This window comes from Micromonospora sp. NPDC049230 (assembly GCF_040647875.1).
Taxonomy (GTDB): Bacteria; Actinomycetota; Actinomycetes; order Mycobacteriales; family Micromonosporaceae; genus Micromonospora.
This window is the reverse complement of record NZ_JBEZCZ010000044.1, coordinates 12,169-25,365: the sequence shown is the minus strand read 5'-3', so window position 1 is coordinate 25,365 and position 13,197 is coordinate 12,169. Positions and strand designations below refer to the sequence as shown.

14 protein-coding genes are annotated in these 13,197 nt (G+C 72.2%); 7 read left to right on the top strand and 7 right to left on the bottom strand.

Features of this window, described 5'->3' with window-relative positions:
- Positions 1–7: 7 nt before the first annotated feature.
- The 3 genes from AB0A95_RS28555 to AB0A95_RS28545 are packed head-to-tail and all read right to left on the bottom strand — an operon-like array spanning position 8 to position 1,437.
- Positions 8–508: a DUF5946 family protein gene (locus tag AB0A95_RS28555; protein WP_357558824.1), complete on the bottom strand. Its 501-nt coding sequence runs from the start codon at positions 506–508 to the stop codon at positions 8–10.
- Between the two features lie 33 nt (positions 509–541).
- Complete coding sequence (locus AB0A95_RS28550) at positions 542–1,060, bottom strand: SRPBCC family protein (protein WP_357558823.1); 519 nt, start codon at positions 1,058–1,060, stop codon at positions 542–544.
- On the bottom strand, positions 1,057–1,437 hold the full coding sequence (locus AB0A95_RS28545; RefSeq protein WP_357558821.1) for a metalloregulator ArsR/SmtB family transcription factor: 381 nt from the start codon (positions 1,435–1,437) through the stop codon (positions 1,057–1,059). The genes AB0A95_RS28550 and AB0A95_RS28545 overlap by 4 nt, the downstream gene beginning before the upstream one ends.
- Before the next feature lie 72 nt (positions 1,438–1,509).
- On the opposite strand from AB0A95_RS28545, the gene AB0A95_RS28540 reads away from it, so the two are divergent.
- The 4 genes from AB0A95_RS28540 (at position 1,510) to AB0A95_RS28525 (ending at position 4,643) form a co-directional block, all read left to right on the top strand.
- Positions 1,510–2,610, top strand: a complete 1,101-nt coding sequence (locus tag AB0A95_RS28540) for an ionic transporter y4hA (RefSeq protein WP_357074382.1) — start codon at positions 1,510–1,512, stop codon at positions 2,608–2,610.
- A 211-nt stretch (positions 2,611–2,821) separates the two neighbouring features.
- Positions 2,822–3,022 carry a hypothetical protein gene (locus AB0A95_RS28535; RefSeq protein WP_357558820.1) on the top strand — a complete coding sequence of 67 codons (201 nt, stop codon included), beginning with the start codon at positions 2,822–2,824 and terminating at the stop codon, positions 3,020–3,022.
- A 106-nt stretch (positions 3,023–3,128) separates the two neighbouring features.
- Complete coding sequence (locus AB0A95_RS28530) at positions 3,129–3,872, top strand: neutral zinc metallopeptidase (RefSeq protein WP_357558819.1); 744 nt, start codon at positions 3,129–3,131, stop codon at positions 3,870–3,872.
- A 120-nt stretch (positions 3,873–3,992) separates the two neighbouring features.
- On the top strand, positions 3,993–4,643 hold the full coding sequence (locus AB0A95_RS28525; RefSeq protein WP_357558859.1) for an HAD family phosphatase: 651 nt from the start codon (positions 3,993–3,995) through the stop codon (positions 4,641–4,643).
- Positions 4,644–4,692: 49 nt separating this feature from the next.
- Here AB0A95_RS28525 and AB0A95_RS28520 read toward each other — a convergent pair whose 3' ends face one another.
- The 4 genes from AB0A95_RS28520 to AB0A95_RS28505 all read right to left on the bottom strand — a co-directional run bounded on the left by AB0A95_RS28520 (position 4,693) and on the right by AB0A95_RS28505 (position 10,315).
- Entirely contained in the window at positions 4,693–7,248 is a 2,556-nt protein-coding gene (locus AB0A95_RS28520; RefSeq protein WP_357558818.1) for an ABC transporter permease, read from the bottom strand.
- Positions 7,248–8,015: an ABC transporter ATP-binding protein gene (locus tag AB0A95_RS28515; RefSeq protein ID WP_357558816.1), complete on the bottom strand. Its 768-nt coding sequence runs from the start codon at positions 8,013–8,015 to the stop codon at positions 7,248–7,250. Before AB0A95_RS28515 ends, AB0A95_RS28520 begins: the two co-directional genes overlap by 1 nt.
- Positions 8,016–8,370: 355 nt before the next feature.
- A complete protein-coding gene (locus AB0A95_RS28510) occupies positions 8,371–9,057 on the bottom strand; it encodes a response regulator transcription factor (protein WP_357558815.1) in 687 nt (228 codons plus the stop codon).
- Between the two features lie 343 nt (positions 9,058–9,400).
- The gene (locus AB0A95_RS28505) at positions 9,401–10,315 is read right to left on the bottom strand and encodes a PD-(D/E)XK nuclease family protein (protein WP_357558813.1); all 915 of its coding nucleotides are present in this window, start codon (positions 10,313–10,315) and stop codon (positions 9,401–9,403) included.
- Between the two features lie 140 nt (positions 10,316–10,455).
- On the opposite strand from AB0A95_RS28505, the gene AB0A95_RS28500 reads away from it, so the two are divergent.
- Genes AB0A95_RS28500 through AB0A95_RS28490 form a run of 3 tightly spaced genes read left to right on the top strand, consistent with a single transcriptional unit; the run spans position 10,456 to position 13,161 of the window.
- Positions 10,456–11,547 carry a site-2 protease family protein gene (locus AB0A95_RS28500; RefSeq protein WP_357558858.1) on the top strand — a complete coding sequence of 364 codons (1,092 nt, stop codon included), beginning with the start codon at positions 10,456–10,458 and terminating at the stop codon, positions 11,545–11,547.
- Between the two features lie 44 nt (positions 11,548–11,591).
- Complete coding sequence (locus AB0A95_RS28495; protein ID WP_357558857.1) at positions 11,592–12,542, top strand: tRNA (adenine-N1)-methyltransferase; 951 nt, start codon at positions 11,592–11,594, stop codon at positions 12,540–12,542.
- A 46-nt stretch (positions 12,543–12,588) separates the two neighbouring features.
- Positions 12,589–13,161 (top strand): hypothetical protein, encoded by a 573-nt coding sequence (locus AB0A95_RS28490; RefSeq protein ID WP_357074003.1) that lies wholly within the window; start codon positions 12,589–12,591, stop codon positions 13,159–13,161.
- Positions 13,162–13,197 lie beyond the last annotated feature (36 nt).

Here is a 13,197-nt window from a genome sequence, read left to right as displayed (position 1 = left end):
CACGGCCCTAGCCGCCGTGGCGTGGTGTGGCGGCCAGCGCGGCACGGAGGTCGGCGAGTGTCGCGACCGCCCAGCGCCCGACGGCGTCGGGGTACTCCGACTCCTGCCCCTTCGTCACGTCGTGGGCCGTGACCGACCACGACACCGGCCAGCGCCTGTCGAGGTGCGAACGATCGGTTGGCGCCGCCGATCGGGTGACCTTGCGCGAGCCGGCCGCGAAGCGGCCCATGTCGCGGCGCAGGTGCGCGATCGGAGGCGCCGAGGGACCGGTCATCTCGTCGACCGCGGCACGCAGGCGGTCGAGCGTCTCACGCGTGAGCCGGGACGGATGCTGGAGCTGGTACGTGGCCACGGCGAAGAAGTGGGCACGCATTCCCGCCTCCGGTTCGAGGGTGGGCAGCACACGGGTCTCGATCTCGAGCAGTTCGTGCAGCCGCGTCCAGCAGTCGCCGCTGGTCGGCAACGCTCCTGCGCACTCGGCGCAGCGGTCGGTGTGCGTCGTGTCCATGGGTGTCCCTCCTGGCCGGTGAACCGCTGCCCCTCACTGCCGGCCCTCGTCCACCAGTGACCCGGCGAGCCCCTGGTAGTAGGGCTGCATCGCGGGGTGGTAGTCGTCGAACTCCGGGCGGGGTGAGCCGTCCCGGGAGGCGACGAGCAGGTCCAGGTAGTACTCCCAGCCGGCGCCGACCTCGGCGATGCCCTCCACGCTGCTGAGGTGCTGGACGAACCGCAGCTCGGTGGTGCCGTCGGTTTCGGTCAGCGCCAGCTCCAGCCGCCAGGTGCCGTAGCTGTCGATCAGCGACACGGCGAGGCGTCGCCGGGGCTCGCACGCGTCGATGTGGACCTCACACCAGGGCTGCTCCTCCTCGTACGCCATCTGGACCCGGATGGTCCGTCCGGGCGCGGCGTCGCCCTCCCAGGGGCCGAACCAGCGGGCCGTGCGCTCCGACTCGGTCAGGCTGGCCCAGACGTCCGCCGTCGGGGCGCGGAAGGTCCGGGTGAGGACGAGATCGTGGCCGGTGGCGGTGCGAAACAGGCGTCCGGCGGGCGTACGGGTCATGCCGTGTGCTCCCTTCGGTGCTCCGCCGGGCCGCTGCCGCGGCGCTCTCGGCGGGTGCGATAGATCTCGGTCTCCAGCGCGTCGAGGTGCCGCTCCCACCGGTCGGCGCCGGCGAGCCCGGCGAGCCAGTCGGCAAGCGGGGCGAGTGGGCCGGGGTCGAGGCGGTAGATCCGCTGTCGGCCGACCAGCTCGTCGCGGACCAGCCCGCTCTCGCGCAGCACCCGCAGGTGGCGGCTGATCGCGGGTCGGCTGATCGCGAAGTGTTGGGCGACGTCGCCGGCGGAGAGGGGTGCGTCGCGCAGCATGGTCAGGATGTGCCGTCGCACCGGGTCCGCGATCGCGGTGGCCACCTCGTCCACCCGGGAAGCGTAACTCATGGGTTACGGGTTTGGTGACCCGGCTGCGTCGATGGTGGGCACATGATCAGCTGGCCTGGCACCCTGTACGGCATGGCCACCCTGCTTCGCTCCCGGATGACCGACTGGACAGTTGCCGTACCCGTGCTCGCCGTGCTGGTGCTGCTCGCCACCTGGGGGCGGGACCTGCCCGGGCCGATCATCGTGGTGGTCGCGGTGCTGCTGGGAGGTGCGGTGCTGGCGGCGGTGCACCACGCGGAGGTGGTCGCCCACCGGGTGGGGGAGCCGTACGGATCACTGGTGCTCGCCGTCGCGGTCACCGTGATCGAGGTCGCCCTCATCGTCACGCTGATGATCAGTGGGCCGGAGAAGACCCAGTCGCTCGCCCGGGACACCGTCTTCGCCGCCGTCATGATCACCTGCAACGGCATCCTCGGCCTGTCCCTCCTGCTCGGTGCGCTACGCCGTCGTGTCGCCGTGTTCAACCCGGAGGGCACCGGCGGCGCGCTGGCCACCGTGATCACCCTGGCCACGCTGAGTCTGGTCATCCCGACCTTCACCACGGCCCGGCCCGGCCCGGAGTTCAGCCCGGCCCAACTCACCTTCGCCGCCGTCGCGTCGCTGGCCCTGTACGGGCTGTTCGTGCTGGTGCAGACCGGCCGGCACCGCGACTACTTCCTGCCCGTCGACAGCCAGGGGCGGGTGATCGACGCCGAGGAGCACGCCAAACCGCCGACGACCCGCGCGGCACTGATCAGCCTGGGGCTGCTGCTGGTGGCGTTGATCGCCGTGGTGGGTGACGCCAAGACCGTCTCGCCGACCATCGAGGCAGGTGTCGCCGCCGCGAACCTGCCGCACGCGTTCGTCGGTGTGATCATCGCCCTGCTGGTGCTGCTGCCGGAGACCCTCGCCGCCGCCCGCGCCGCGCGCCGCGACCGCGTACAGATCAGCCTGAACCTCGCGCTCGGCTCCGCGATGGCCAGCATCGGCCTGACCATCCCGGCCATCGCGATCGCCTCGATCTGGCTGGACGGCCCCCTGCTGCTCGGCCTCGGCGGCACCCAACTCGCCCTGCTCGCGCTGACCGCGGTCACCGCGGTGCTGACCGTCGTGCCGGGCCGGGCCAACGTGCTGCAAGGTGGCGTACACCTGGTGTTGCTGGCCGCCTTCGTCTTCCTGGCCGCGAGCCCCTGACCGCCGCGAGCCCCTGACCGCCGCGAGCCCCTGACCGGCCGCCGCCGGCTCAGCCGGCAGGCGGCGGGTCGCCGACGAGCGGGGCCGCTCCCGTTGATCGACTCGGTTCTCCTGAATCCGGGGCATCGACGACGGTCGGACACCGCGACTTCGGTGAAACCGAGTCGATCACGGCGTTCGGTGCGCGGCGCGGTGCCATAGGTTGGTGGACATGACGGTGGCGTGGGTGGTGGCGGGGATCGGTGTGGCGGTCGCGGGACTGGCCTACGTGGTGGTGCTTCGGCGCGGGCGCTCCGCGCCCGGCGACGACCTCGCCGGGCGGGATGCCCGCGCCCGGCAGCAGCGGTACGAGGCCGAGCGGCACGGCGACCAGGGCGACACCTGGCAGCGCGGCCGGGAGTCCAGCGGCTGACGCGGTGAACCATCCGGTGCCCGTGCCCGTGAATCCGGTGCGTGGGCGTGCCGGTCGTATCGTCGGGGTACCGCACAGCACGAGCACCGACGTCTGGGGAGGCACAGTGGGCACACGGTCGGGACGCGACGCCCGGGGCCCGGTGGCGGCCCTGCTGGCCGCCGCCCTGCTGTCGCTCGCCTGCGCCGGTGGCGGGCTGGCCGAGCCGGAGGGCGAACGCCCCGCACCGGCCCGTTCGCAGGGTTCCCCGGGGCCGAACACCACCAGGGCCGACGGCACCACGAGCGTCGCCGAGTTCGAGCAGGACGTCGCCGACGCGCAGACGATCGCCGAACGGTACTGGGCGGCCCAGTTCAAGGAGTCCGGGCAGCGGTTCCAACCGATCCGCCGGATCACCCCGTACCAGCGGGCGGGCGAGGTGTCCTGCGGGGGCGAGCCGCTGCCCCGCAACAACGCCGTCTACTGCTCCCGGGGCGACTTCATCGCCTACGACGTCGCCTGGTCGGTGGCGGCGTTCCGTCAGGTCGGTGACGCGTTCGTGTTCTACCTGCTCGGCCACGAGTACGCCCACGGCATCCAGGTGCGGCTCGGCATCAACTACAGCTTCACCATCCAGCAGGAGTTGCAGGCCGACTGCATGGCCGGCGCGTACCTCGGCGACTCGGTGCGCGCGAAGGCCCTGACCCTGGCCGACGGTGACCTGGACGAGTTCCGCGAGGGGCTGGCGGCCGTGGGTGACGACCCGGACCAGCCGTGGTTCGCGGAGGGCTCGCACGGCACCGCGCAGCAGCGCACCGACTCGTTCTTCCGCGGCTACGAGCGGTCCCTGGAGGCCTGCGACCTGGGCTGAGCGGGTTGCCCGGATCACGTCGGCACCCAGCACTGTCACCGGCGGTGCCCGAGCCTGGCAGGATCGACGGTGTCGCCCACGACCCTGGAGGATCCGCTGAGCAGCCACCACCTTGCCGCCGTGCTCTTCGACATGGACGGCACGCTCGTCGACAGCGAGAAGCTGTGGGACGTCGCGTTGGAGGAACTCGCCCGGGAGTACGGCGGCGAGCTGTCCGAGGATGCCCGCCGGGCGATCATCGGCACCAGCATGGCGGAGTCGATGCGGCTCCTGCACGACGACCTGGGGCAGCCCGAACGGGACCCGGAGATCAGCGGAGCGTGGATCTACGCCCGGATCCTGGAGTTGTTCCGCGGTGGCCTGCCCTGGCAGCCCGGCGCGTTCGAGCTGCTGCGTGCCGTCCGCGCGGCGCGGATCCCCACCGCGCTTGTCACCTCCAGCCCCCGGGCGCTCGTCGAGATCGCCCTGGACACCCTGGGCCGGGACAACTTCGACGTGGTGGTCGCGGGCGACGAGGTCGTGGCGGCCAAACCGCATCCCGAGCCCTACCTGACCGCGGCCCGCCTGCTGGGTGTGCCGATCGATCGGTGTGTGGCGATCGAGGACTCGCCAACCGGGGTGGCCAGCGCACGCGCCTCGGGTGCGGCGGTGCTGGCCGTACCGGCGGAGGTGGCGCTCGCGCCCACTGCCGGCGTACACCAGGTGCGGAGCCTGACCGGCGTGGACCTGGCGCTGCTCGCGACGCTGCTGGCCGACCGGGCCGCGGCCTAGCGAGAAAGGGGGACCCCGGCGTCCGCCGAGGCCCCCCTTTCCTTCCTGCTCAGTCGTGGGCGATCGCGCCCAGGACGTTGATCCGAGCCGCCCGGATGGCCGGGAGCACCGCGGCCACCACCCCGATGATCGCGGCCAGGCCGAGGAAGACACCCATCTGCCCCCAGGGCAGGATCAGGTCGGTGATCCCCTCGTCCTTGAGTGCCTCGACCACGGCGGCGCCGAGGCCGGTGCCGACGGCCACGCCCAGCAGCGCGCCGAACACGGAGATCACCACCGCCTCCACGGTGATCATGCCCATGGTCTGCGACCGGCGCAGGCCGATCGCCCGCAACAGACCCAACTCCCGGGTCCGCTCCAGCACCGAGAGCGCCAGGGTGTTGATGATGCCGAGCACGGCGATCACGATGGCCAGGGCCAGCAGGATCTGGATCATCGTGAGCAGCCCGTCGAGCTGACCGGTCTGCTGCTTGATGAACGCGTTCCGGTCGGCCACCGACACCTCGGGGCTGTCCGCCAGCAACGTCTCCACCTGGGGCTGCACGTCGGCGACCCGGGCACCGGGGGCGAGCTGGATGAAGCCCTGGATGGGCTGCGGGATGGTGAAGTCCTTCGCGGCCTGCACCGGCAACGTCACCGGGTTGGTCAACTGGGACGACTCGTAGATGCCGCTGATGGTGTATGTGCGTGCCTCACCGCGGGTCAGCTGCACCTTGACCGTCGAACCCACCGACCAGCCACGCGAGGTGGCCGTGTCGGAACTGGCCAGCATCTGGGTCGGCCCGAGCCGGTCGATGTCACCGGCGGTGGCCTTCGCCCCGAAGATCTGCCGCAGCGACGTGATGTCACTGCTCGCCGCGACCCAGCTGCTCTTGCCGTCGAGCTTCGCCATGTCGCCGTACTCGCCGTCGACCAACTGCACACCGGGCAGGGCCTTGGCCTTGTCCAGCACACCCGGGTCGAAACTCGGCGGACGCGGACCACCCTGCTGACCGGAGATCACCAACTCGGCCTTGATGGTGTCCTGAGCGAGCGCGCTGATGCTGCCCTTGGCCGAGTCGAGGATCACCGTGACGCCGGTGACCAGCGCGATGCCGACCATCAGCGCGGCGGCGGTGATCGCCGTGCGGCGCGGGTTGCGCCCGGAGTTGAGCCGGCCCAGCTTGCCCGGCACCGACCAGGAGAAGATCGCACCGAGCAGGCTCACCACCGGCCGGCTGATCAGCGGGGTCAGCAGCGCCACACCGATGAAGGCGAACAGCACCCCACCCAGGATGGTGGGCAGCGTGCTGCCGCGGGCGTTGCCGCTGAGCCCCAGGAAGAGCAGCACCGCGCCGATGCCGGTGACCAGCGACCCGGCCACGGTGACCTTGGTCAACGGCCGGTCCGGGGTGGCCACGTCCTGCATGGCCGCGATCGGCGGGATCCGGGATGCCCGCAGCGCCGGCAGCAGGGCCGCCACCACGGTGATGACCAGACCGACAGCGAACGAGCCGATCACCGCTGCCGCCGGCACGCCGACCCCGGCCAGGGCCAGGCCACCGGCGAACTTGCCGAACAGGAACGCCAGCAGCGCCCCCACCCCGATGCCGGCGGCGAGGCCGAGCACCGAGGCGATCAGGCCCACCGCGATGGCCTCCAACACCACCGAGCCGATGATCTGTCGGCCGCTGGCCCCGATGGCGCGCATCAGCGCCAACTCCCGGGTGCGCTGCGCGACGATGATCGAGAAGGTGTTGAGGATCAGGAACGTGCCGACCAGCAACGCCACAGCGGCGAAGCCGAGCAGGATCTTGTTGAAGAAGGACAGCCCCTCCTTCAGGCTGGCCGCCGCGTCAGCGGCCAACTGCTTACCGGTCTTCACCTCGAAGTCCGGGCCCAGGGTGCGGGCCACGTCGTCGCGCAGCGTCTTGTCGGAGACCCCACTGGCGGCGTTGACGGTGATGCTGCTGAACGTGTCCGGCTGGCCGAGCATCAGCCGCTGCGCCACCGGCGTGGTGAAGAAGACCTCGTTGACGCCGCCGATCGAGTCCCGGTCGCCGCTGTAACCCATGATGCCGACCAGCGTGAAGTCGCGCTTCTTCGACTCGAACGCGGTGAGCACGCCGACCTTCTGGCCCACCTGCACCTTCGCCGTCGTCGCCAACGCCTTGTTGAGCACGATCTCGTCCTCGGCCTGCGGCGCGCGTCCCTCCCGCAGCTGCATCAGCTCGGTCTCGCCGATCCAGTTCTCGCCCAACTGCGGCGGGCCGAACGAGGTGACCACCTTGCCGTTGCTGCCGATCACGCGGGCGCCGTCGGCGTTGACGACGCCGGTTGCCGAAGCCACCCCCGGCGCCTGCTTGACCCGCTCCACCACGGCGGCGGGCAGCGGGGCGTTGGTCTGCTCGCCCTCCATCTCGCTGAGCTCCACCTTCGGCTTCGCCGCGACGTTCACGTCGATCTCGGAGAAACCGTCGGCGAAGACCGAGTCGAACGAGCGACCCAGCGTGTCGGTCAACACGAAGGCGCCGGAGACGAACATCACCCCGAGCACCACCGCCAGACCGGACAGGATCAGCCGGACCTTGCGGGCCAGCAGACTCTTCATTGTCGCCCGGAACATCAGTTGCCCACCTCGGCCGGAGTGTCCAGCTTCTTCATGGTGTCCAACACCGTCTCGGCGGTCGGCTCGATCAGCTCCGAGACGATCTGCCCGTCGGCGAGGAAGACCACCCGGTCGGCGTACGCGGCGGCGGTCGGGTCGTGGGTGACCATCACGATCGTCTGGCCGTGCTCGCGGACCGAGTTGCGCAGGAAGTTGAGCACCTCCGCGCCGGAGCGCGAGTCCAGGTTGCCCGTCGGCTCGTCCGCGAAGATCACCTCGGGGCGGGAGACCAACGCCCGCGCGCACGCCACGCGCTGCTGCTGCCCGCCGGAGAGCTGCGCCGGCCGGTGGTCCAGCCGGTCCTTCAGACCGACAGTGCTGATCACCGTGTCGTACCAGGTCGGGTCCGGCTTGCGCCCGGCGATCGAGAGCGGCAGCAGGATGTTCTCCTTGGCGGTCAGCGTGGGCAGCAGGTTGAACTGCTGGAAGATGAAGCCCACCTTGTCGCGGCGCAGTTTCGTCAGCCCCGCGTCGCCCAGCCCGGTGACTGTCGTCTCACCGATCGCCACCGTCCCCCGGGTCACCGAGTCCAGGCCGGCGAGGCAGTGCATCAGCGTCGACTTGCCCGAACCGGACGGCCCCATGATCGCGGTGAACCGGCCACGTTCGAACTCGGCGCTGACCCCCCGTAGCGCGACGACCTGCGCCTCGCCGCTGCCGTACACCTTCCACACGTCGTTCGCCCGGGCCGCGGCCTGCGCATGCTGGCCTACCGTCGCGGTCACGTCATCTACCTCTTCCGTCTGTCCGTATGTTCACGCCGCCCCCCGATGGTCCGGCGTGACTGCTCCATCATCGGCGCTGCGCACGCCCGTTCCGTCCGCCCACGGGGGGACCCGGCGCGGATTTCCCGCTGCGGGTGGCCCCCGATGCCGGCTCAGGGTTGCCCCTGAGCCGACGGCCGGTCGACCCTTTTCCCACGACCGGCACGGCCGCCGAGCCCGACTCTGCCCCCTCACGTCACAGGAGGGTCAACAGCGCCGAACCGTCTCCGGTCACGGTAGGTGACGACGACAACCGGGCCGTCCCCCCACGGAGGGATTCCCGGGTACGCCCGGTGGGGTAGTCGCCGGACGCCGGCTACGCCCGTGGGCGGATCAGACCCGACTCGTACGCCAGCACCACGGCCTGCACCCGGTCCCGCAGTCGCAGCTTCGTCAGCAGGCGCCCGACGTGGGTCTTCACTGTGGTTTCGCTGACCGACAGCACCGCCGCGATCTCGGCGTTGGACAACCCCCGTGCCACCTGAACCAGAACCTCGCGTTCCCGGTCGGTCAGCGCGCTGAGCACCGGCGCGGGTGTCGCCGCCGGATCGGGCAGCAGGTCGGCGAAGCGCTCCAGCAGCCGCCGCAGGATCCGCGGCGCGACCACCGCGTCCCCGCCGGCCACCGTGCGGATCGCCGCGATCAGCTCCTCGGCGGGCACGTCCTTGGCCAGGAACCCGCTGGCACCCGCGCGCAGCGCCCCCACCACGTACTCGTCCAGGTCGAACGTGGTGAGCACCAGCACCCGCACCGGCAGCCGGGCGTCGACGATCGCCCGGGTCGCGGCCACCCCGTCCATGCGGGGCATCCGGATGTCCATCAGCACGACGTCGGGCAGCAGTCGCCGGGACAGCTCCACCGCCTCCACGCCGTCGCCGGCCTCGGCGACCACGTCCAGGTCACCCTCGGCCCCCAACACCATCCGGAAGCCGGTGCGCAGCAGCGGTTGGTCATCGGCGAGCAGGATCCGTACCGGCCGCGCCGTGGCCCCCCGATCCGTCATCTCGTCTCCCGTTCCACCGACGTCATGCCCGCACCGCTCATCCTCGCGTACGGCGGACGGTGCGTCGCGGACCACGGTAGAGGGCACCCCGCCGCGCTGTCCCCACCGACGCGGCACCGCTTCGGTCGGGTCCGGCAGCGGGGCGCTGCCACGCGCGGGTGCGCGAGCGGTGCCGCGCTGCCACGCGCGGGTCTGCCGGCGGTGCCGCGCGGGTCTGCCGGCGGTGCCGCGCGGGTCTGCCGGCGGTGCCGCGCGGGTCTGCCGGCGGTGCCGCGCGACGGGGGCGTGGTCGGCGGCCGGCCGGGCACACGGCGGCGGGCACGGGCGGCCCGCCGCGAGGCGGTCACTCGTCGGCGCCGGGCACCACCGGAGTGGAGCGGGCGTCGCGCAGCGGATCGGCGGTCGCCGCGGCGACCGGAAACGGCGGTGGGGTGCCGCCGAAACTCGGGCACAGCGCCTGGTGGCTGCACCAGTCGCAGAGGCGGCTCGGCCGGGGGCGGAAATCCTGCCGGGCGGTGGCCTGCTCGATCGCCCGCCACAACGCCACCACCGTGCGCTCGAAACGGAGCAGCTCGTCGGCGTCCGGCGTGTAGTCCAACACCTCGGCGTCGCGCAGGTAGAGCAGCCGCAGCACCCGGGGCACCACCCCCCGGGTGCGCCACAACACCAGCGCGTAGAACTTCAGCTGGAACAGCGCCCGCGCCTCGAACGCCTCCCGTGGCGCGCCCCCGGTCTTGTAGTCGACCACCCGCAGCGCGCCGTCCGGAGCGACGTCGAGCCGGTCGAGATAGCCCCGGATCAGCAACTCCTCGTCGACCACCGCCGAGATCAGGCTCTCGCGTTCGGCCGGCTCCAGTCGGGTCGGGTCCTCCACCGCGAAGTAGCCCTCCAACAGCCCCGCCGCCGAGCGGAGGAACTCCACTGGACCGGCCGGCCCCGCCCCGTCGAAGATCGCGGCCAGCTCCGGTTGCTCGGTGACCAGCCGGTCCCACTGGGGGGCCACCAGGTCGCCGGCCGCCGCCGGGGTGCGGCCCGGCGCGGGCAGGTCGAAGAGGCGTTCCAGCACCGCGTGCACGAGCGTGCCCCGGGCCTGCTCGATCGTGGTGCGCTCGGGCAGCCGGTCGATGCTGCGGAACCGGTAGAGCAGTGGGCAGGTCTTGAAATCCGCCGCCCGCGACGGCGACAGCGAGGCCCGCACCGTCGGCGGCGCCTGCGCCGGGGAGGAGGGCTGGGAGGTGGTGACCGGTTCCGCCGTCATGTCGGCAAAGGTTAGGGCACCGGTGTGACACCGACCGCCGCCCGCCCCGCACGGCGACGGTCCGTAGCATCGTGGCGATGGAGCAGACATCCCCGCCGCCGCGCCGACCCGACCGGCGTCTCGGCCTGAACGTCGGCCGCGTGTTCGGGGTGCCGCTGCACCTCAACGGCTCCATGGTCCTGCTCGCGGTATTCATCGCCGTGCTGTACGCCGAGTTCGCCCGCCGACAGCTGGACCTGCCGCAGATCAGCGGCTACCTGATCGGCTTCGGGTTCGTCGTGTCGCTGCTCGGCTCGGTGCTGCTGCACGAGCTGGGTCACGCCCTCACCGCCCGGCGCCACGGCATCGGTGTGCGCGGAATCACCCTGGAACTGCTCGGCGGCTACACCGAGATGGACCGGGACGCCCCGTCGCCCCGCGTCGACCTGCTGGTCTCGCTGGCCGGCCCGGCGGTCTCCGCGGTGCTCGGCGTCCTCGCGGTCGCCGCCACCCTCGCCCTGCCCGAACGGACGGTGGCGCACCAACTCGCCTTCCAACTCGCCGTCAGCAACGTCATCGTCGCCCTGTTCAACAGCCTGCCCGGGCTGCCCCTCGACGGCGGTCGGGCGCTGCGCGCCGCGGTGTGGGGGCTGACCAACGACCGGCACCTCGGCACCGAGGTCGCCGGGTGGGCCGGCCGGGTCGTCGCGGTCGGCACCGCGGCCCTGGTCGGGCTGCTCACCGTGACCGACTACCTGGCGCCGCTCGCGCTGCCGCTGATGCTGCTGGTCGCCATCACCCTCTGGCGCGGCGCCGGGCAGTCCATCCGGGCCGCCCGGGTCAGCCGCCGGTTCCCCCTGATCGACCTCTCCCGGCTGGCCCGCCCGGTCTGGCCGGTGGCCACCGGTACGCCCCTGGCCGAGGCCCAGCGCCGACGTGCCGAAGGTGGGCAGCCCGCCTCGTCCCTGCTGGTCACCGACTCCACCGGCCGGCCGGTGGCGCTCGTCGACCCGGCCGCCGCCGACGCGGTGCCCGTCGACCGCCGACCGTGGTTGGCGGTCGACTCCGTCGCCCGCGCGCTGGGCACACTTCCCGCGCTGCCGGTCGGGCTGGACGGCGAGCGGGTGATGGAGGCCGTACAGGCCCACCCGGGCGCGCAGTACGTGGTGACGTCAGGCGAAGATGTCGTCGGCATTCTGCACATCGCGGACCTGGCACAGCTCCTCGAACCCAACCGGAAGATGACACCGTGACCGCAACTCCCTCCACCGTCGGAGCCGACCCCACCACCCCGGCGCTGACACCCGTGCACCGTGGGCCGTTCCGGCCCGGCGACCGGGTCCAGCTGACCGACCCCAAGGGGCGGATGCACACAGTGACGCTGGAGCCCGGCAAGGAGTTCCACACCCACCGCGGCATCCTGGCCCACGACACGCTGATCGGGCTCCCCGACGGCAGCGTGGTCACCACCGTCGGTGGCGGCACCGCGTTCCTCGCCCTGCGGCCCCTCCTGTCGGACTACGTGTTGTCCATGCCGCGCGGCGCCCAGGTGATCTACCCGAAGGACTCGGCGCAGATCGTCGCCATGGGTGACATCTTCCCCGGCGCGAAGGTCCTCGAGGCCGGCGCCGGCTCCGGCGCGCTGAGCTGCTCCCTGCTGCGGGCCGTCGGCACCGAGGGCGAGTTGCACTCGTTCGAGCTGCGCGACGACTTCGCCCAGATCGCCAAGCGCAACGTCGAGGCGTTCTTCAACGGGCCGCACCCGTCGTGGCACCTGCACGTCGGTGACGTCGCAGAGTGTCAGGAGACCGGGTTCGACCGGATCATCCTGGACATGCTGACCCCCTGGGAGACTCTCGACATGGTCGAGCGGGCGCTGGTCCCCGGCGGGGTGTTCATCGGCTACGTCGCCACCACGCCGCAGCTGTCCGAGCTGGTGGAGGCGCTGCGCGAGCGCGGCGGCTGGACCGAGCCGCGCGCCTGGGAGTCGCTGGTGCGCGACTGGCACGCCGAGGGCCTCGCCGTCCGTCCGGACCACCGGATGATCGCGCACACCGCGTTCCTGGTGTCCGCGCGCAAGCTGGCCCCCGGGGTCACCGCGCCGCCGCGCCGCCGCAAGCCCAGCAAGGGCACCGAGGCGTACGCGCAGCGCCGCCAGGACCTGCGCGCGGCGGAGGCGGCCCGACAGGCCGCCGCCGTGGCCGCAGACACCCAGTCCGACGGTACGGGGGAGATGGGCAGGCCGTGACCATCGAGCTGGCTGCCGGCACCGCCGAGCAGGGGGAGGCGCTGGCATGAGCCGACCGGGCTACGGCGGCGGTGACCTCCCCGCGGTCTTTCCCGACTGGTCGCCCTACCAGGATCTGGAATCGGCGGCGCGGGCCTACCTGCGCGACCCGGACGTCGCACTGGAGGCTCTCGGCGGCGTGCTGCGCGGCGCGTCGGTGCTCGGCTTCACCCTGGAACGCTTCGTCAACGAGGTCAACGGCGTGTGGCAGGAGGTCGTCGTCTGCGACGGCAGCCGGCTGATTCTGTGGCACGGCGAGGACGTACCGCCGGAGGAGGGCCCCCCGGGCTCGATGACGTCGTCGTTGCGGGTCGTGCCGGTCTCCACAGTCACCGAGGTCGGCTGCCGGCGGCGGCTCAACCGTTCCGAGAACGGCGAGATCCGGGTCGACAGCATCGACGTCTACCTGCTGCTCACCTCACTGGACGAGGCGCCGCCGAGCGAGGAGATGGTCGGCACCCCACGACACGACGCGCTGCGCTTCGGCAAGACCCTCGACGACGGCGGGGCCGGGCAGATCGCCCGGCTGGAGGAGTTCGCGCGGCTGGTCGCCTCGGTGGTCGGCCGACCGATGCTCTGAGGCGTACCCCATCCGGGCCCGGCCCGGCCGGGCCGC

Bases quoted from the DNA above. Each gene is read 5' to 3' on its own strand.
- AB0A95_RS28550 (WP_357558823.1), bottom strand. From the start codon at position 1,060: ATGACCCGTACGCCCGCCGGACGCCTGTTTCGCACCGCCACCGGCCAC.
- AB0A95_RS28535 (WP_357558820.1), top strand. From the start codon at position 2,822: ATGACGGTGGCGTGGGTGGTGGCGGGGATCGGTGTGGCGGTCGCGGGA.
- AB0A95_RS28540 (WP_357074382.1), top strand. From the start codon at position 1,510: ATGGCCACCCTGCTTCGCTCCCGGATGACCGACTGGACAGTTGCCGTA.
- AB0A95_RS28520 (WP_357558818.1), bottom strand. From the start codon at position 7,248: ATGTTCCGGGCGACAATGAAGAGTCTGCTGGCCCGCAAGGTCCGGCTG.
- AB0A95_RS28505 (WP_357558813.1), bottom strand. From the start codon at position 10,315: ATGACGGCGGAACCGGTCACCACCTCCCAGCCCTCCTCCCCGGCGCAG.
- AB0A95_RS28510 (WP_357558815.1), bottom strand. From the start codon at position 9,057: ATGACGGATCGGGGGGCCACGGCGCGGCCGGTACGGATCCTGCTCGCC.
- AB0A95_RS28545 (WP_357558821.1), bottom strand. From the start codon at position 1,437: ATGAGTTACGCTTCCCGGGTGGACGAGGTGGCCACCGCGATCGCGGAC.
- AB0A95_RS28490 (WP_357074003.1), top strand. From the start codon at position 12,589: ATGAGCCGACCGGGCTACGGCGGCGGTGACCTCCCCGCGGTCTTTCCC.
- AB0A95_RS28555 (WP_357558824.1), bottom strand. From the start codon at position 508: ATGGACACGACGCACACCGACCGCTGCGCCGAGTGCGCAGGAGCGTTG.